Consider the following 16,770-nt stretch of genomic DNA (forward strand, 5'->3'; position numbering starts at 1 on the left):
CCCAGTAGCGCCCGCATCCCGGAGGAGAGGGGGAACCGACGATGACCGCCCCGGCACTCATCGCCCTGGCCCACGGCAGCCGCGACCCGCGCTCGGCCGCCACCGTTTCCGCGCTCGTCGACGCCACGAAGGCGTTGCGTCCCGACCTGCGCATCGAGAAGGCGTTCCTCGACCTCGCCAAGCCGAGCTTCCACACGGTGGTCGACCGGCTGGTCAAGGCCGGGTACGACGAGATCGTCGTCGTACCGCTGCTGCTGGTCGAGGCGTTCCACGCCCGGGTCGACGTGCCTGAGGCGATCGCCGAGGCGACGGCACGGCATCCGGGCCTGCAGATCCGGGCGACCGGCGTCCTCGGCCTCGAGGCCCGCTTCCTCGAAGTCCTCGACGAGCGCCTGCGCGAGGCACTCCGGGCCGCCCGCGTGCGCGAGCTCGACGCGCTCGTCCTCGCCGCGGCCGGTACGTCGGACCCGCTCGCCAACCAGGCGGTCGCCCGTCTCGCCCGCCTCTGGGGCGCCCACCACAAGCTGCCCGTCACCGCGGCGTACGCCACCAGCGCTCCCCCGGCCACCGGGGAGGCCGTGCGCGCCTTCCGGGCCGAGGGCCGGCGCCACATCGCGGTCGCCTCGCTCTTCCTCGCCCCCGGCAACCTGGTCGACCGGGCGACCGAGCTCGCGCTCGAGGCCGGCGCCGTCGCCGTCTCCGAGCCCCTCGGCGCCCACCCCGAGATCGCTCGCACCATCCTCGCCCGGTATGCCGTCGGCGCGGTGGAGTTGGTTCCGGTCTGAAAAGACAGATTCACCGGCCGGCCGGTGAATCTCACGCTGGGACGAGGAAACTTCCTCGTCCCAGCGTGAGTTTTGTCGTGCCAGTCGCCGTTATGTCAGGCACATCGAGCTGCCCGAGGTCACAGGACGAGCTGCTCCAGCAAGTGCTCGAGGGTCCGGGCGGGGTCGGCGGTGACGCCGCCGTGGACCGGGCCGGGCTGCAGGACCGTGCTCTTCGGCGCCTTGAGGAACCCGAAGCGGGTGCTGGCGTCGTCCTTCTGCGCGCGCGAGCCGTACGCCGTCGCGCGCTCGCCCACCTCGAAGCCGACGTGGGCGTCGCCGCGGCAGACCCGCTCGACCGCCTCGAGCGCGGCCCGGATCGACGCGACGTCGATCTCCGCGTCGAGGGCCCGGATCCGGTCGGGGTCGACGGCCGAGCGAACGCCGAGGAAGTCCTCGGCCGGGCAGTGGAGCACCACGCCGACGTTGACGAACTCCTCGCGCTCGACGCGAGGGACGCAGCGCAGGGTGACGTACTGGTAGGCCTTCACGAGGCCAGCTCCGGGGTCGGGATCCAGGCGCGGCCGCCGTCGCGGCGCGCGGCGAGGAAGGCGACATACCGCTCGCGCAGTGCCGCCGGCGTCTCCGCTCCGGGAACGGGCTCGAGCCAGTCGTCGCAGACGTCGTCGAGCACGGCGGCGAGCGCGTCGTCGGTCAGCCGGGCGGCGAGCTCGTCGTCCTGGGCGCGCGCCGCGGCGGCGAAGCCGCGCAGGATGTGCTCGGAGGCGTCGTAGGGCTGCGCGGCGAACCGCGCCGGGTCCCCCGGGCCGCCGGACCAGGAATAGTGGAAGTACAGCGAGGCGCCGTGGTCGATCGCCTGCAGCGTGCCGCGCCAGACCAGCAGGTTGGGATTGCGCCAGCTGCGGTCGACGTTCGCGGTGAACGCGTCCAGCCACAGGATCCGACCGGCCAGGCTCGCGTCCGGCGTGCTGGTCGGGTCGTAGCCGAAGGAGCCGGGCAGGAAGTCGATGCCCAGGTTGAGGCCGGCGCTCGCGTTGATCAGGTCCTGCACCTCCTCGTCGGCCTCGTAGCGGGCGATCTCGGGGTCGAGGTCGAGCACCACCTGATCCGGCGTGGGTACGTCGAGCAGGCGGGCCAGTCCCGCGACGACCACCTCCGCGACCAGCACCCTGGTGCCCTGGCCGGCGCCGCGGAACTTGCAGACGTAGGTGCCGAGGTCGTCGGCCTCGACGATCCCCGGCAGACTCCCGCCCTCGCGCAACGGCGTGACGTAGCGGGTGACGGCGACCTGCTCCATGCTCATGCCGCGCTCACCGCGGCGACTCCTCGCTCAGCCGTCGCCGCTCGTGGGCCACGTCGAAGTCGGCCTTCGGCCAGCCCAGGTCGTAGGACCGGAGCGCGTCGTGGAGCAGCGTCCCGATCGCGAGGTTGCGGTACCACTTCTTGTCGGCCGGGACGACATGCCACGGAGCGACCTCGGTGTTGGTCCGCTCGATCGCGAGCGCGTACGCCTCCTGATAGGCCGGCCACAGCTCCCGCTCGTCGACGTCGCCCGGGTTGTACTTCCAGTGCTTGGTCTCGTCGTCGAGCCGGGCGAGCAGGCGCTCCTTCTGCTCCGCCGCCGAGATGTGCAGCATGCACTTGATGACGGTCGTGCCCTCGGCGGCCAGCTCGGCCTCCCAGGCGTTGATGGCGTCGTACCTCCGCTCGATCTCCTCAGGCGGCACGAGCGAGCGGACCCGCGCGATGAGCACGTCCTCGTAGTGCGACCGGTCGAAGACGCCGATCAGCCCGACCGGCGGCAGCGCCTTGGTGATCCGCCACAGGAAGTCGTGGGACAGCTCCTCGGGCGTCGGCGCCTTGAACGAGGTGATCCGGACGCCCTGCGGGTCGACCAGGCCGACCGTCGAGCGCAGGGTGCCGCCTTTGCCGGAGGTGTCCATGCCCTGCAGCACCAGCAGGATGCTGGGTCGCCCGCCCGACTTGCCGTCGGCGAACAGCCGCTCCTGCAGATCGGCCAATGCGGGGCCGAGGTCCAGCAGCGCCCGCTCACCCGCCCTCTTGTCGCCGTCGAAGCCGGGCGCGGCGTCGGTCTCGATCGCGCCCAGGTCGACCGGGCCGGGCGGGACACGCAGCGGCCGGGTGAGAGCCGAGAGTGGGAAGCTCATGACTGGACCCTAGATGATGTCGGCGGGGGCCACGCGCGGGCGTGGCCCCCGCCGTCCGAGGGCGAGCAGCCCCGGTCAGTCCCGGATCGCGTAGCCGATCTCGGCGATGGCCGCCCGGATCGCGGCGTCGTCGGCGGCGCCCGTCACCTCCAGCGAACCGGTGCTGACGTCGACGTCGACGTCGGTCACTCCGTCGACGGCCGTCACGGCCGCGGTGACCTTGCCGACGCATCCGTTGCAGGTCATCCCGGCCACCGTGTACGTGGCCGTCGCGACGTTGCTCATCTCATTCCTCTCGTCGATTGACTGGACGTCAATAGGGTACCCCCCTAAGGTATGAGCCAAGCAACCGAAACCCGCCTCTCAGGAGAATCCATGGTCGATCAGGCAAGCCGCCCCGTGACCGTCGAAGCCGTCCAGGACGGACCCCTCCAGATCAAGGGGAGCTTCCGGCTCCTCGACCCGACCGGGGAGGAGTACGACCTGGACGGGCAGCGCGTCGTCCTGCTGTGCCGCTGCGGTCGCTCCGCCGCCCAGCCGTTCTGCGACTCCAGCCACCGCGCCACCGGCTTCCGCAGCGCGGACCGGCCGGTGTGCGTGGCCGACGCCGGCTGACCAACACGCCCGAGCCGGGCGGTCTCAGGCCCGGGCCGCGCTCATCCGCGGGCGCCGACGATCGGCGGGCTCGAGGACCAGGGGAAGTCGATCCAGGCCTCGGTGTGACGCCAGACGTACTCCGGCCGGATCACCGTCCACGGCTTCTCGTAGATGACCGCGGTCCGCGTCCCGGCCACGTGGTCGGCGAAGAAGTCACGGACGACCTCGAGCGTCTTGCCGGTGTCGGCGACATCGTCGGCGATGAGCACCTTCATGCCGGTCAGGTCGATCGCGGCCGGCGTCGGCGGCAGCATCATCGGCACATCGAGCCGCTCGTTGACGCCGGTGTAGAACTCGACGTTGACGGCCGACAGGTTCTTCACGTCCAGGGCGTAGCCCAGGCCCATCGCCAGCCCCAGGCCGCCGCGAGCGATCGCAAGCACGATGTCGGGCTCGAAGCCGTCGTCGACGACCTGCTGGGCGAGGTCGCGCACCGCGGTGCCGAAGAGGTCGTAGGTCAGGATCTCGCGCTCGGGCGCCGGGACGTCAGTCGTCACTCGCCCATTCTGCACCGAGCTCGGCGCGCACGACGGCATAGGCGAGGCCCGCCGGGTAGCCCTTGCGGGCGAGCATCCCCACCAGCCGACGGGCAGCGATCTGCTCGTCGAGGCCGCGCATGGAGCGCAGCTTCTTGCGGACCAGGCCGCGCGCCGCCTCCTCCTCCGCGCCCGGGTCGACCTCCGCGAGCACCGCCTTCGCCGTCTCGTCGGCGACGCCCTTGCGGCGCAGCTCGACCGCGAGCGCGGTCCGGGCCAGGCCGCGGCTGCGCTGGCGTCCCTCGACCCAGGCCCGGGCGAAGGCCTCGTCGTCGACGAGGCCGACCTCCTCGAACCGGTCGAGCAACCGCCCCGTCACGTCCTCAGGGACGTTGCGCCGCGCCAGCCGCTCCTCGAGCTCGCGCCGGCTGCGCGCCTTGATGCTCAGCTGGTCGAGCAGGATCTTGCGGGCGACCGACTCCGGATCCGCGTCCTCCGTCCAGCCGTCGTCCTCGGGGGGCTCCTCGTCACGCATCGGTCACGTCCTCCTGCCAGGTGGCTACGGCGGGAACGGCGGACGAGGAGGCGCAGTGAGCGAGGAACGAGCGACCGGAGCCGACGAGCCCGCCGCTTCCCACCGTGCCGTCGTCGTGCCGCCCCGCGAAGTCGTGCCCTACGGAACTCGACTGCGTGCGCGGCAGCATGGCGCGAGGAACGAGCGACATGCTCGCGCCGTCAGAAGGAGTCGACGCCGATGGGCTCGTCGGACAGCTCGTCGCCGTCGATGGTCGGGGTGACGCCGAGCTTCTCGAGGATCTTCTTCTCCAGCTCATTGGCCAGGTCGGGGTTGTCCTTGAGAAAGCCGCGGGCGTTCTCCTTGCCCTGACCGAGCTGGTCGCCCTCATAGGTGTACCAGGCGCCGGCCTTGCGGATCAGGCCCGCCTCGACACCCACGTCGATCAGGCCACCCTCACGGGAGATGCCCTTGCCGTACATGATGTCGAACTCGGCCTGCTTGAAGGGCGGGGCGACCTTGTTCTTGACGACCTTGACCCGGGTCCGGTTGCCGACCATGTCGGTGCCGTCCTTGAGGGTCTCGATGCGGCGGACGTCGAGGCGCACCGAGGAGTAGAACTTCAGCGCGCGACCACCGGTGGTGGTCTCGGGCGAGCCGAACATGACGCCGATCTTCTCGCGCAGCTGGTTGATGAAGATGGCGGTCGTCTTGGACTGGTTGAGGGCACCGGTCATCTTGCGCAGCGCCTGGCTCATCAGGCGGGCCTGCAGGCCGACGTGGCTGTCGCCCATCTCGCCCTCGATCTCGGCGCGGGGCACGAGCGCGGCCACGGAGTCGATGACGATCAGGTCGAGCGCGCCGGAGCGGATCAGCATGTCGGCGATCTCGAGGGCCTGCTCACCGGAGTCGGGCTGGGAGACCAGGAGGGCGTCGGTGTCGACGCCGAGGGCCTTGGCGTAGTCGGGGTCGAGCGCGTGCTCGGCGTCGATGAAGGCGACGATGCCGCCGGCGGCCTGGGCGCTGGCCACGGAGTGCAGGGCGACGGTCGTCTTTCCGCTCGACTCCGGGCCGTAGATCTCCACCACGCGACCACGCGGGAGGCCGCCGATGCCGAGCGCCACGTCGAGCGCGATCGACCCGGTCGGGATCACGTCAAGGGGGGCGCGCGAGTCGTCGCCGAGCCGCATCACCGAACCCTTGCCGTAGGACTTCTCGATGTTGAGCAGGGCGGTCTCGAGCGCCTTCTGCCGGTCGTCTCCAGCCATGGTCCTCGTCTCCTTCGTGTCGCGTGGGCCAGGTACATCGGCGACGCTAGAGCGGGGTCCCGACACAACCTGATCAGTCGTGTCGTGGGTGTGGACAACCCGTCGGAACGTCGTACCTGTGGACAGTCGACGGACCCGCGTCGGGCCCCGTGCTGCCGTACGACCAAACCTAGCCGAACAGGTGTTCGAAGTCGCGTCAGACCGGCCGGCGTGTCGCGACGGCCCGGGACCCCGCGATCGCGCGGGCGGCGCAGCCGAGCACGCCGGCGACGAGCAGCAGGCTGGTCAGGGCGAGGGCGGGATAGCCCGCCGCGCCGACCACCACGCCGGCGATCGCGCCGGCGGCCGCGGCGGTCAGGCCCATCACCAGATCCGAGACGCCCTGCACGTCGGTCCGCACCTCCAGCGGCGCGTGCTCGGCGACCAGCGTCGAGGCCGCGACCATGGCGAGCGACCAGCCCAGGCCGAGCAGGAACAGGCCGACGGTCACCTGCCACGACATCCCGCTGGGAGCCGACGCGCACAGGAGCAGCGCGACCAGCAGCACCACTCCCCCGGCGGCCAGGACAGGCGGGCGGCCGAGGCGGTCGGCGAGCATCCCGACGAGCGGCGAGAACGCGAACATGCCGAGCACGTGCACGCTGATCACGATGCCGATGACCTCCAGCCCCGAGCCGCCGTGCTCCATGTGCAGCGGCGTCATCGTCATCACGCCGATCATCGTGGCGTGGGTGAGCGCCAGCCCGCCGATGGCGTAGCCGAGGACCGGCCGGTCCCGGACCGTCGCGGCCGTGCGGCTCCAGGAGCCGCCGGTCCGGCCGACGGCGCGTCCGCCGTCGCCACCGGACGCCGCCCGCTGCGCCGTCACCAACGGGTCGGGCCGCAGCAGCACCGCGACGATCACCGCGGCGACGAGCATCCCGACCGCGCCGATGGCGAACGGACCGGTCAGCTCCGGGATCCCGACGGTGTCCGCGACCGCCCCGGCCGGCCCGGTCAGGTTCGGTCCCGCAACCGCGCCGATCGTGGTCGCCCAGACGACGAGGGAGAGCGACCGGGCGCGGTTGGCGTCGGTCGCGAGGTCGGTCGCGGCGTACCGGGCGGCGTTGTTGGCCGAGGTGGCCGCGCCGAGCATCATCGCGCCGACGAGCAGCAGCGGCATCGAGCCGACCACGCCGGCGAGCACGGCGGTGAGGCCGCCGGCGGAGCCGACGACGTAGCCCGTCATCAGACCGGTACGACGCCCCCGCCGCGCCATGAGCGGGGCGAGCAGGAACGAGATCACCGCCGCGCCGAGCACCTGGGCGGTCTGGGCGAGCCCGGACTGGGCCTCCGAGCCGGACAGGTCGCGGGCGAGCAGGGAGGCGGTGGCGATGCCGATCGTGATGCCCACCGCGCCGACCGCCTGGGTGAGCACGAGGACGCGGACGGTGCGGCGGTGGACCGCGTCGAGGACCAGGTCCGGCTCGACCAGGCCGGTCACCGCTCGCTCTCCGGGAGCTCGCGCACCTCCCAGACCGCGCGCCAGACCTCCTTCGGCGACACACCGGCGGCGAGCGCCTCGCTCGCGGTGCGGTGGTCGAGCGCGCCGATCACGAAGGTGTCGGCCCACACGCGGGCGTAGCCCTCACCGAGATGGCGATCCATACGTGCCCAGAACTCGGTGTGCCTCACTCCCCCATGATCCACCGGACGTCCCACCGGTGGTGCACGAGGTCGTGCAGGTGGTACCTCCCGAGCGTGTCGACGGTGAACACGCTGCCGTTGCTGCGCCGCCCCGGGCGCTCCCAGGCGTCGTCCGGCACACGGTCGTAGGCGTCGGCGACGGCAGCGGCGGCCGCCACGAGGTCCGGTACGACGTCCACCGCGCGCTGCTCGTCGTACCGCTCCGTCACGGCCGTCTCGTCCTGGTCCCAGTTGGCGAACCGGGGGTCGTCCTCGGCGAGGAGTTGCTCGACCCGGCCGGTGAACACCCGGTTCACGTCGCGCACGTGGCAGGCGTACTCGGTCGGCGACCACACCGTCGGCGACGGTCGCGTGCCGGCGCGCGAGTCGGTCAGCGCGGCCGCCCAGAAGTCGGCGTTCTCACGGATCGCGGCACCGAGGTCGGCCCGGTCGATCCGGGCGGCATCGAAGCCACACTCGGGACAGGGACGCTCGAGCACCCAGGTCCAGTCCTTGGTGTCGGGGGCGATGACGGCGCTCTCGTTGGTCACGGGGCCATCCTCCGGCGGCCGCGGCGCGCCCCGCGAGCCGGGATCCGGTCAATCGCCGTCGAGGACCTGCCAGGTGCCGGTCCGGCGCCGCAATCGCGCGACCAGCCGGGCCCGGCGCTCGGACATCCGGCTCCACACCGCCTGCTGGAAGGCGAGCGTGAGCCAGCCCGCGACGGCCATCCCGGAGACGTTGAGCAGCAACTGCAGGACGCTGCCCCGGATCTCGTCCGGGACGCCGAACGCGAGGCCGAGCGCGACATTGCCCGCGGCGGGGATGGTGGTGACCGAGATGAAGACCCCGGACAGGCCGCCGACCTTCGCCGAGGTGAGCGACAGGGCGCCGGCGGCCGCGGCGACGACGGCGACGATGAACGACCACTTGTCGGGCGTGTAGATGAACCCGGTAGCGGGCCGCGGCGCCGTCACCATGTCGTGGGTGATCCAGCCCAGTGCTCGCGCGAGGAGCGCGGCCGCGGTGGTGACCGCGATGGCGACGGCGAACCCGACGACGAGCGAGCGGGCCGCGAAGCGCAACAGCGACGGGCGACGCCGGACCAGCGCCAGGCCGAGCGCCGCGATCGGCACGAACTCCGGGCCGAGCACCATCGCCCCGATGACCAGGATCTGGGAGTCGAGGATGATCGCGATGCTCGCGATCAGGGTCGCCAGACTCATGAAGGTCAGGAACGTCCAGTTGAGCTCGGACTCCTCGTAGGCACGCTGCGTCACGTCGGCCCACACGACCGCGTCGGCCGAGGACCCCGGAGTACGGCGCTCCGCGTCGAGGCCGGCCTGGGACAGCCAGGTCGTCACGGGGACGACGTGGATCGACCCCTCCTGCGGCACGCCGAGGCGGCGCAGGTCGTCCACGACCTCGTTGACGGCCTCGCGCGCCACGTCGGCCTCGACGAGGTCGCCCTCCGGCACGAGCGCCGCCCCGCGGACGCAGGTGAGGCCGGTCACGGCCGGGTCGTCCCGGAGGGCGTCGAGTACGGCCGGGGTGAGGGCCCGCGGGGACGTGATGCGGAGGTGCTGCACCCGCTCACACTAGTAGCGTGTCGCGGCTGAAGCGTGCCGTTGGGAGGTGTCCAGGTGCGTGCATCGCAAGGCGGCGGAGCACTGGCATACCGGGGCATCGGCGAGGAGCGAAGCAACCTCCCGACGCCCCGGGGCTCCGCTGGGGTCTGTCGAGCTTCGCCAACGCAGCGAGGAGCGTGCCTGGGCGACTCCCGGCCCGCGGTTCAGCTGCGACGGGCTACGAGAGGCGCCAGCCGGAGATCGACGTCCCTCAGCGGGTCGCCACCGTCGACGAGCAGCCGGCCGCCCGGCACGAGCGCGGCGGCGATCCGGGGCAGTGCCCGCTCGCCGGCCGCCGGATCCCTCCCGTCGAGGGCCCCGACCCGCACCGCGAAGGCCAGGTCGTACGGCGCCTCGCCGGGCAGCAGCACGAGCTCCTCCACCGCGACCTGGCGCACGCTGAGTCGTCCGTCGTCGATCTCCTGCGCCGCGTTGCGGCTCGTCAGCGCGATGCCCTTGGCCGACCGGTCGACGACCAGGACGTGGCCGCCGGGACCGATGCGTCGGACGACCTCCTGCGCCGCCGCGCCGGGTGCCCCGCCGATCTCCAGCACCCGCATCCCCGCGCGCAGCGGCAGGGCGTCGACGACCGCGGCCAGTCGTGGCGAGAGTCCGGGCATGACGACGAGCGTAGGGCTCGCGTGGGGCCGGGCACCCGACCGTTCTTGCGCTCAGCCGCTCCAGGTGCGCGCGACGAGCGGGACGCCCGGCCGATAGGCGAGGTGGACGTGCGTGGGCGCGTCGAGCAGCATCAGGTCGGCCCGCGCGCCGGGGACGACGCGGCCGACGTCGGTGCGTCCCAGCGCGGCCGCGCCGCCCGCGGTCGCGGCCCGGACGGCCTCGGCCGGGGTCATCCCCATCTCGCGGACCGCGAGCGCGATGCAGAACGGCAGCGAGCTGGTGTAGCAGGAGCCGGGGTTGCAGTCGCTGGCGAGGGCCACGGTGACACCGGCGTCGATCAGCCGGCGGCCCGAGGGGTAGGGGTGCTTCGTGCTGAACTCGACGCCGGGCAGCAGCGTCGCGACGGTGCCGGCGTCGCGCAGGGCGTGCACGTCGGCGTCGGTCAGGTAGGTGCAGTGGTCGACGGCGGTCAGGCCGAGCTCGGCCGCGAGCCGGACGCCGGGGCCCTCGCCGAGCTGGTTGGCGTGCAGCCGGCCCTGCAGGCCGGCCGCCGCGCCGGCGGCGAGGATGGTGCGGGCCTGCTCCTCGTCGAACGCGCCGCGCTCGCAGAACACGTCGATCCACCTCGCGTGCGGGGCGGCGGCCTCGAGCATCGGGCCGGTCACGAGGTCGACGTACGCCGCGGGGTCGTCGGCGTACTCCGGCGCGACGACGTGGGCGCCGAGGAAGGTCGTCTCGTCCGTGAACTCGCGCGCGACCCGCAGCGAGCGCGCCTCGTCGTCGACGGAGAGACCGTAGCCGGACTTGATCTCGAGGGTGGTGGTGCCCTGGCGGCGCATCTCGGCGACATGGCGCGCGACGCCGGCCGCGAGCTGGTCGTCGGACGCGGCGCGCGTGGCGGCGACGGTGGTGCGGATGCCGCCGGCGGCGTAGGACTCCCCCGCCATCCGCGCCTGGAACTCCAGCGCCCGGTCGCCGGCGAACACCAGGTGGCTGTGGCTGTCGACGAAGCCGGGCAGCACCGCGCGACCCCGCGCGTCGAACACCTCGTCGGCGGCGGGCGCGCCGGCGGCGGCGCCGACCCAGGCGACGACGCCGTCGGTCAGGACGACGGCCGCGTCGGTGCGGACGCCGAGCGGGTCGCCCGGTCCGGCGGTGGCGGGGTCGTTGGTGACCAGCTCGCCGATGTTGGTGATGAGCAGGCTCATGGGCTCCCCGTCGGTCATGTCCACAGCCTTCCGATCACGTCGTCGAGGGCACGGCCGACCGCGCCGTGGTCGCCGTCGAAGACCACCGCGCCGTCCACCATCACGTGCGTGACGTCGGCGGCACCGGCGGCGAAGACGGCGGTGTGCTCGTCGCGACCGGTGCCGGCCGTGCGCGGCGAGGCGAGGTCGATGGTCACCAGGTCGGCGCGCTGGCCGACCGCGATCGCGCCGGCGTCGGCGAAGCCGAGGCTGCGGTGCCCGTCGGCCGTGCCGGCGAGCAGCAGCTCACCCGCGGTCCAGTGCCCGCGGGCCCGGGTGGCGAGGCGCTCGTCCAACTCGAGGGCGCGCATCTCCTCGAACGCGTCGATGACGGCGTGGCTGTCGGAGCCGAGCGTCAGGACCGCGCCGGCCTCCTGCAGCGCCCGCGCCGGGCCGATCCCGTCGCCGAGGTCGCGCTCCGTGGTGGGGCAGAACGACGCGAACGCGCGCGCCTCCCCCAGCAGCCGGATGTCCTCGTCGGTCAGGTGGGTCGCATGGACCGCGCTCGTCATCGGGCCGAGCACGCCGTGGTCGGCGAGCAGCCCCGTCGGCGTGATCCCGTGAGCCGCGACGCAGTCGGCGTTCTCCTTGACCTGCTCCGACAGGTGCACGTGGACCGGCACCCCGTCGGCGGCGTACGGCGCGAACGCCTTCAGCGCGTGGGCGGGCACGGCCCGCACGGAGTGGGCCGCGACGCCGATCGCTCCCGCGGCGCCGAGCGGGACCGACAGGGCGGCGACCCGCTCCTGCCAGGCATCGGCCGTGCCGTCGGAGAAGCGCTGCTGCACGCCCTCGGGCGGGGCGCCGAACCCGCTGGACAGGTAGAGCGTGTCGAGCAGGGTGATCCGGATGCCGGCGTCGCGGGCCGCGGCGAGCAGGGCGTGCCCCATCGCGTTCGGCTCGTCGTACGGCGTCCCGTCGGGCTGGTGGTGCAGGTAGTGGAACTCCCCCACCGCCGTGTAGCCGGCCGCCACCATCTCGGCGTAGGTCGCCCTGGCCAGCTCGTAGTAGGTGTCGGGGTCGAGCCGGCCGGCGACGGCGTACATCTGCTCGCGCCAGGTCCAGAACGTGCCGCGGTCGGTCTGGGTGCGCCCGCGCAGCGCGCGGTGGAAGGCGTGGCTGTGCGTGTTGGCGAGGCCGGGGAGGGTGAGCCCGCGCAGGGGCACGCCGGTGGTGGTGGCGTCGGGCTCGACCGACGTGATCCGCCCGTGCTCGACCTCGACCCGGACGGTGTCGCGGACCCGGCCGCCGACCCAGGCATGCTCCAGCAGGTAGGCGGTCACGGCGCGACCAGGCCGGTGAGCGCGTCGGCGAGCGCCTCGACGCCGGCCAGGCAGTCGGCGGTCTCGGCCGACTCGTAGGGCGAGTGCGACACGCCCGAGGGGTTGCGCACGAAGAGCATCGCGGTGGGGATGCCGGCGTCCTGCAGGATGCCGGCGTCGTGGCCGGCCTGGGTGGGCAGCACCGGCACCCCGCCGAGGCGGGCCACCAGCGAGTCGCGCAGCGCGGCGTCGAACGCCACCTCGCCGGTGACCGACTCCGGGGTGACCTCGACGGTGGTGCCGTCGCGTCCGGCGCGGTCGACCGCCTGCTTCTCCACCGCAGCGACCAGCGCGGCGAGGGCGTCGTCGGACTCGGCCCGTGCGTCCAGCCATGCCGTGACGTGGGACGGTACGGCGTTGGTGCCGTTGGGCCGCACGTCGATCCGGCCGAAGGTCGCGCGCTGGCCGGACAGGCGGGCCTGCTTGTTGGCCGCGAGCGCAGTCATCGCGTAGGTGAGCATCGGGTCGGCACGGTCCTCCATCCGGGTGGTGCCCGCGTGGTCGGCTCGGCCCGCGATGTCGTAGCGGTAGCGCCCGTGCGGCCAGATCCCGCTGTGCACGCCGACCGGCGCGTCGAGGTCGACGAGCCCACGGCCCTGCTCGACGTGCAGCTCGACGTAGGTGGCGACGCCGTCGAGCATCGTCGACGCTGCGCCGTCGCCGGCCCCCTCGACGACGTCGCCGAGACGGACGCCGTCGCGGTCGGCCAGCTCCCGGGCCTCGGACCACGAGGTGGCGCCGACCGCGAGCCGCGATCCGAGGCAGGCCCGCCCGAAGCGGGAGCCCTCCTCCTCGACGAACGCGGCGATGCCGAGGCGGCGGGTGGGCTCCACGCCGCGCGAGCGCATCAGGTCGACCGCGGCGAACGACGACACGACGCCGAGCGGGCCGTCGTACGCGCCGCCGTCGAGGACGGAGTCGAGATGGGAGCCGGTGAGCACCCGGTCGGTGCCCGACCCGAGGGTCTCCGGCCCCCACCACGCGACCAGGTTGCCGAACGGGTCCTCCTCGACCTCGAGCCCGCGGGCCGTCGCGGTCTCGCGGAACCACGCGCGGAGCTCGAGCTCGGCGGAGTGCCACGGTTGGCGGAAGTAGCCGCCGGAGGACGCCGAGCGCCCGACGGGCGCGAGGTCGCGCCACATCCGCTCGAAGTCGGCCACCCCGGCGATCGAGGAGCTCACGGCACTCAGCCCTCCTGCATCGGGATCCGGACGCCACGCTCGGCGGCGACCTCGGCGGCCCGGTCGTAGCCCGCGTCGACGTGGCGGATGACGCCCATGCCCGGGTCGTTGGTCAGCACGGCCTCGATCTTCGCAGCAGCCAGCTCGGTGCCGTCGGCGACGCACACCTGGCCGGAGTGGATCGAGCGGCCCATGCCCACCCCGCCGCCGTGGTGCAGCGACACCCAGGTCGCGCCGGATGCGGTCGCCGTCATCGCGTTGAGGAGCGGCCAGTCGGCGATCGCGTCGGAGCCGTCGAGCATCGCCTCGGTCTCACGGTACGGCGACGCCACCGAGCCGCAGTCGAGGTGGTCGCGACCGATCACGATCGGCGCCTTCAGCTCGCCGCTCCTGACCATCTCGTTGAACTTCAGGCCCGCCAGGTGGCGCTCGCCGTAGCCCAGCCAGCAGATCCGTGCGGGCAGGCCCTGGTAGTGGACCCGCTCCTGCGCCATGCCGATCCACTTGTGGAGCCGCTCGTTCTCGGGGAAGAGCTCGAGGATCGCCCTGTCGGTGGCGGCGATGTCGGCCGGGTCGCCGGACAGCGCGGCCCAGCGGAAGGGACCCTTGCCCTCGCAGAAGAGCGGGCGGATGTACGCCGGCACGAAGCCGGGGAACTCGAACGCCCGGTCGTAGCCGCCCTTGCGGGCCTCGTCGCGGATGGAGTTGCCGTAGTCGAAGACCTCGGCGCCGGCGTCCTGGAACTCCACCATCGCCCGCACGTGCGCGGCCATCGACGCCTGGGCGTCCTTGGTGAAGCCCTCCGGGTCGCGCTCGGCGGCCTGGTGCCAGTCGTCGAAGGGGACGCCGACGGGCAGGTACGAGAGCGGGTCGTGCGCCGACGTCTGGTCGGTGACGACGTCGATGGGTGCCTTCATCTCCAGCAGCTTGGGGAAGATCTCGGCGGCGTTGCCGAGCAGGCCGATGGACAGACCTCGGCGCTCGTCGCGCGCGGCCACCGCCAGCTCGAGGGCGTGGTCGAGGTCGTCGGCCTGGACGTCGAGGTAGCGGTGCTCGATGCGGCGGGTGATCCGGCTCTGGTCGACGTCGACGCAGATCGCGACGCCGTCGTTCATCGTGACCGCGAGCGGCTGCGCGCCGCCCATGCCGCCGAGGCCCGCAGTCAGTGTGATCGTGCCGGCGAGCGTGCCGCCGAAGCGCTTGTCGGCGACGGCCGCGAACGTCTCGAAGGTGCCCTGCAGGATGCCCTGGGTGCCGATGTAGATCCAGGAGCCGGCCGTCATCTGGCCGTACATGGTCAGGCCCAGCTCCTCGAGCCGGCGGAACTCCTCCCAGTTGGCCCAGTCGCCGACCAGGTTGGAGTTGGCGATGAGCACGCGAGGAGCCCACTTGTTGGTCTTGAAGACACCGACCGGCTTGCCGCTCTGGACGAGCATGGTCTCGTCGTCCTCGAGGTCGCGCAGGGTGCGCACGAGGGCGTCGTACGCCTCCCAGTTGCGGGCGGCCTTGCCGGTGCCCCCGTAGACGACGAGGTCCTCGGGACGCTCGGCGTTCTCGGGGTCGAGGTTGTTCATCAGCATCCGCAGCGGAGCCTCGGTCTGCCACGACTTGGCGGTCAGCTCGGTGCCGGTGGCGGCGTGGATGGGGAGTCGGGGGTTGTCCTGCTGGGTGGTCATGCGAGTTCTCCGATCGCGTTCGTGACGGCCGCGGTGACGGAGCGGTCGACCACGAGCTGGTGGGCGGTGTCGATCTCGGGGGCGAGGAACCGGTCGGTGCCGGGGCCGCCCACACCGGCGTCGCGGAGGAGGTCCACGACAGCGCCGGTGGCGGGACCGGGGGTGAGCGGGGCGCGCAGGTTGAGCGCCCGGGCCGCGGTCATCAGCTCGATGGCGAGCACGCGGGTCAGGCCGTCGACGGCCCTGCGCAGCTTGCGCGCGGACGACCAGCCCATCGAGACGTGGTCCTCCTGCATGGCGCTCGACGGGATCGAGTCGACGCTGGCGGGGTTGGCCAGGCGCTTGAGCTCGGAGACGATCGCGGCCTGGGTGTACTGCGCGATCATCAGGCCGGAGTCGACGCCGGGGTCGTCGGCCAGGAAGGGCGGGAGCCCGTGGTTGCGGGCCTTGTCGAGGAAGCGGTCTGTCCGTCGCTCGGCGATCGAGGCCAGGTCGGCGGTGACGATCGCGAGGAAGTCGAGCACGTAGGCGACCGGCGCGCCGTGGAAGTTGCCGTTGGACTCGACCCGGCCCTCGTCGGCGAGGACGACGGGGTTGTCGACCGCCGCGGCCAGCTCGCGGGACGCGACCGACGCCGCGTGCGCGACCGTGTCCCGCGCGCCGCCGTGCACCTGGGGCGAGCAGCGCAGCGAGTAGGCGTCCTGGACCCGGTTGCAGTCGGGCCCGCGGTGCGAGGCGACGACGCCGGAGTCGCGCAGCAGCGCCGTGAGGTTGGCCGCGGAGGCCGCCTGGCCGGGGTGCGGGCGGATCGCCTGCAGCTCGGGCGCGAAGACGCGGTCGGTGCCGAGCTGGCCCTCGACGGACATGGCCGCGGAGATGTCGGCGACCTTGAGCAGCTCGGTGAGGTCGTGGATCGCGAGCACCAGCATGCCGAGCATGCCGTCGGTGCCGTTGATGAGGGCCAGGCCCTCCTTCTCCTGCAGCTCGACCGGCGTGAGCCCGGCCGCGGCGAGGGCGCTCGCGGCGTCGGTCAGCTCGCCGTCCGAGGTGCGGACCGGACCCTCGCCCATCAGCGCCAGCGCGCAGTGGGCAAGGGGGGCCAGGTCGCCGGAGCAGCCGAGCGAGCCGTACTCGTGGACGACCGGTGTGATGCCGTGGCTCAGCAGCGCGGCGAGCAACTCGGCTGTCTCCCGGCGTACGCCGGTGCGGCCGGTGGCGAGCGTCGAGAGACGCAGCAGCATGAGACCGCGGACGACCTCGCGCTCCACCTCGGGGCCGCTGCCCGCGGCATGCGAGCGGACGAGCGAGCGCTGCAGCTGGGCCCGCAGCTCCGGCGCGATGTGCCGGGTGGCGAGCGCGCCGAACCCGGTCGACACGCCGTAGTGCGGCGTCGGGGACGCCGCGAGGTCCTCGACGACCGCGCGCGCCTTGTCGATGGCCGCCAGGGCCTCGTCACTGAGCACCACAGGGGCACCACCGCGGGCGACCGCCACCACCTCGTCGAACGAGACCGCGCCCGTCCCGACCGTCACTGTCTCCATGCCCCGATTCCACCTCCTCGG

19 protein-coding genes are annotated in these 16,770 nt (G+C 73.0%); 2 read left to right on the forward strand and 17 right to left on the reverse strand.

Features of this window, described 5'->3' with window-relative positions; genetic code table 11:
- Nucleotides 1-41: 41 nt before the first annotated feature.
- A complete protein-coding gene (locus ACPZVR_RS22185; RefSeq protein WP_436701865.1) occupies nucleotides 42-785 on the forward strand; it encodes a sirohydrochlorin chelatase in 744 nt (247 codons plus the stop codon).
- A 119-nt stretch (nucleotides 786-904) separates the two neighbouring features.
- Here ACPZVR_RS22185 and ACPZVR_RS22190 read toward each other — a convergent pair whose 3' ends face one another.
- From ACPZVR_RS22190 to ACPZVR_RS22205, 4 genes are all read right to left on the reverse strand, one after another.
- Entirely contained in the window at nucleotides 905-1,315 is a 411-nt protein-coding gene (locus tag ACPZVR_RS22190) for a DUF3037 domain-containing protein (protein WP_436701866.1), read from the reverse strand.
- Nucleotides 1,312-2,088 (reverse strand): HipA family kinase, encoded by a 777-nt coding sequence (locus tag ACPZVR_RS22195; RefSeq protein WP_436701867.1) that lies wholly within the window; start codon nucleotides 2,086-2,088, stop codon nucleotides 1,312-1,314. Before ACPZVR_RS22195 ends, ACPZVR_RS22190 begins: the two co-directional genes overlap by 4 nt.
- Before the next feature lie 7 nt (nucleotides 2,089-2,095).
- Entirely contained in the window at nucleotides 2,096-2,953 is an 858-nt protein-coding gene (locus ACPZVR_RS22200) for a PPK2 family polyphosphate kinase (protein ID WP_436701868.1), read from the reverse strand.
- Between the two features lie 75 nt (nucleotides 2,954-3,028).
- Complete coding sequence (locus ACPZVR_RS22205; protein WP_436701869.1) at nucleotides 3,029-3,238, reverse strand: cation transporter; 210 nt, start codon at nucleotides 3,236-3,238, stop codon at nucleotides 3,029-3,031.
- Between the two features lie 90 nt (nucleotides 3,239-3,328).
- Here ACPZVR_RS22205 and ACPZVR_RS22210 point away from each other — a divergent pair, with 90 nt between their 5' ends.
- A complete protein-coding gene (locus ACPZVR_RS22210) occupies nucleotides 3,329-3,568 on the forward strand; it encodes a CDGSH iron-sulfur domain-containing protein (RefSeq protein WP_436701870.1) in 240 nt (79 codons plus the stop codon).
- 41 nt (nucleotides 3,569-3,609) lie between these two features.
- Here ACPZVR_RS22210 and ACPZVR_RS22215 read toward each other — a convergent pair whose 3' ends face one another.
- From ACPZVR_RS22215 to hutH, 13 genes are all read right to left on the reverse strand, one after another.
- Entirely contained in the window at nucleotides 3,610-4,107 is a 498-nt protein-coding gene (locus ACPZVR_RS22215; RefSeq protein ID WP_436701871.1) for a phosphoribosyltransferase, read from the reverse strand.
- Nucleotides 4,097-4,621: a regulatory protein RecX gene (locus ACPZVR_RS22220; RefSeq protein WP_436701872.1), complete on the reverse strand. Its 525-nt coding sequence runs from the start codon at nucleotides 4,619-4,621 to the stop codon at nucleotides 4,097-4,099. Before ACPZVR_RS22220 ends, ACPZVR_RS22215 begins: the two co-directional genes overlap by 11 nt.
- Before the next feature lie 200 nt (nucleotides 4,622-4,821).
- A complete protein-coding gene (recA, locus tag ACPZVR_RS22225) occupies nucleotides 4,822-5,868 on the reverse strand; it encodes a recombinase RecA (protein WP_436701873.1) in 1,047 nt (348 codons plus the stop codon).
- Nucleotides 5,869-6,064: 196 nt separating this feature from the next.
- The gene (locus ACPZVR_RS22230) at nucleotides 6,065-7,351 is read right to left on the reverse strand and encodes an MFS transporter (RefSeq protein WP_436701874.1); all 1,287 of its coding nucleotides are present in this window, start codon (nucleotides 7,349-7,351) and stop codon (nucleotides 6,065-6,067) included.
- Nucleotides 7,348-7,542: a DUF3046 domain-containing protein gene (locus tag ACPZVR_RS22235; RefSeq protein WP_436701875.1), complete on the reverse strand. Its 195-nt coding sequence runs from the start codon at nucleotides 7,540-7,542 to the stop codon at nucleotides 7,348-7,350. The genes ACPZVR_RS22230 and ACPZVR_RS22235 overlap by 4 nt, the downstream gene beginning before the upstream one ends.
- Nucleotides 7,539-8,084, reverse strand: coding sequence for a DinB family protein (locus ACPZVR_RS22240; protein ID WP_436701876.1), 546 nt, complete (start codon nucleotides 8,082-8,084; stop codon nucleotides 7,539-7,541). The genes ACPZVR_RS22235 and ACPZVR_RS22240 overlap by 4 nt, the downstream gene beginning before the upstream one ends.
- Before the next feature lie 48 nt (nucleotides 8,085-8,132).
- On the reverse strand, nucleotides 8,133-9,122 hold the full coding sequence (locus ACPZVR_RS22245; protein ID WP_436701877.1) for a DUF389 domain-containing protein: 990 nt from the start codon (nucleotides 9,120-9,122) through the stop codon (nucleotides 8,133-8,135).
- Nucleotides 9,123-9,325: 203 nt separating this feature from the next.
- On the reverse strand, nucleotides 9,326-9,781 hold the full coding sequence (locus ACPZVR_RS22250) for an SAM-dependent methyltransferase (protein WP_436701878.1): 456 nt from the start codon (nucleotides 9,779-9,781) through the stop codon (nucleotides 9,326-9,328).
- 51 nt (nucleotides 9,782-9,832) lie between these two features.
- Nucleotides 9,833-10,990 (reverse strand): imidazolonepropionase, encoded by a 1,158-nt coding sequence (gene hutI, locus ACPZVR_RS22255; protein WP_436701926.1) that lies wholly within the window; start codon nucleotides 10,988-10,990, stop codon nucleotides 9,833-9,835.
- Between the two features lie 14 nt (nucleotides 10,991-11,004).
- Complete coding sequence (locus tag ACPZVR_RS22260) at nucleotides 11,005-12,312, reverse strand: formimidoylglutamate deiminase (protein WP_436701879.1); 1,308 nt, start codon at nucleotides 12,310-12,312, stop codon at nucleotides 11,005-11,007.
- Nucleotides 12,309-13,532, reverse strand: a complete 1,224-nt coding sequence (locus ACPZVR_RS22265; RefSeq protein WP_436701880.1) for an allantoate amidohydrolase — start codon at nucleotides 13,530-13,532, stop codon at nucleotides 12,309-12,311. Before ACPZVR_RS22265 ends, ACPZVR_RS22260 begins: the two co-directional genes overlap by 4 nt.
- 5 nt (nucleotides 13,533-13,537) lie before the next feature.
- On the reverse strand, nucleotides 13,538-15,208 hold the full coding sequence (hutU, locus tag ACPZVR_RS22270; RefSeq protein WP_436701881.1) for a urocanate hydratase: 1,671 nt from the start codon (nucleotides 15,206-15,208) through the stop codon (nucleotides 13,538-13,540).
- Nucleotides 15,205-16,749: a histidine ammonia-lyase gene (hutH, locus tag ACPZVR_RS22275; protein ID WP_436701882.1), complete on the reverse strand. Its 1,545-nt coding sequence runs from the start codon at nucleotides 16,747-16,749 to the stop codon at nucleotides 15,205-15,207. The genes hutU and hutH overlap by 4 nt, the downstream gene beginning before the upstream one ends.
- Between the last annotated feature and the right edge of the window lie 21 nt (nucleotides 16,750-16,770).

The sequence above is a fragment of the Nocardioides segetis genome (genome assembly GCF_051390595.1).
In the GTDB taxonomy this organism is placed as follows: Bacteria; Actinomycetota; Actinomycetes; order Propionibacteriales; family Nocardioidaceae; genus Nocardioides.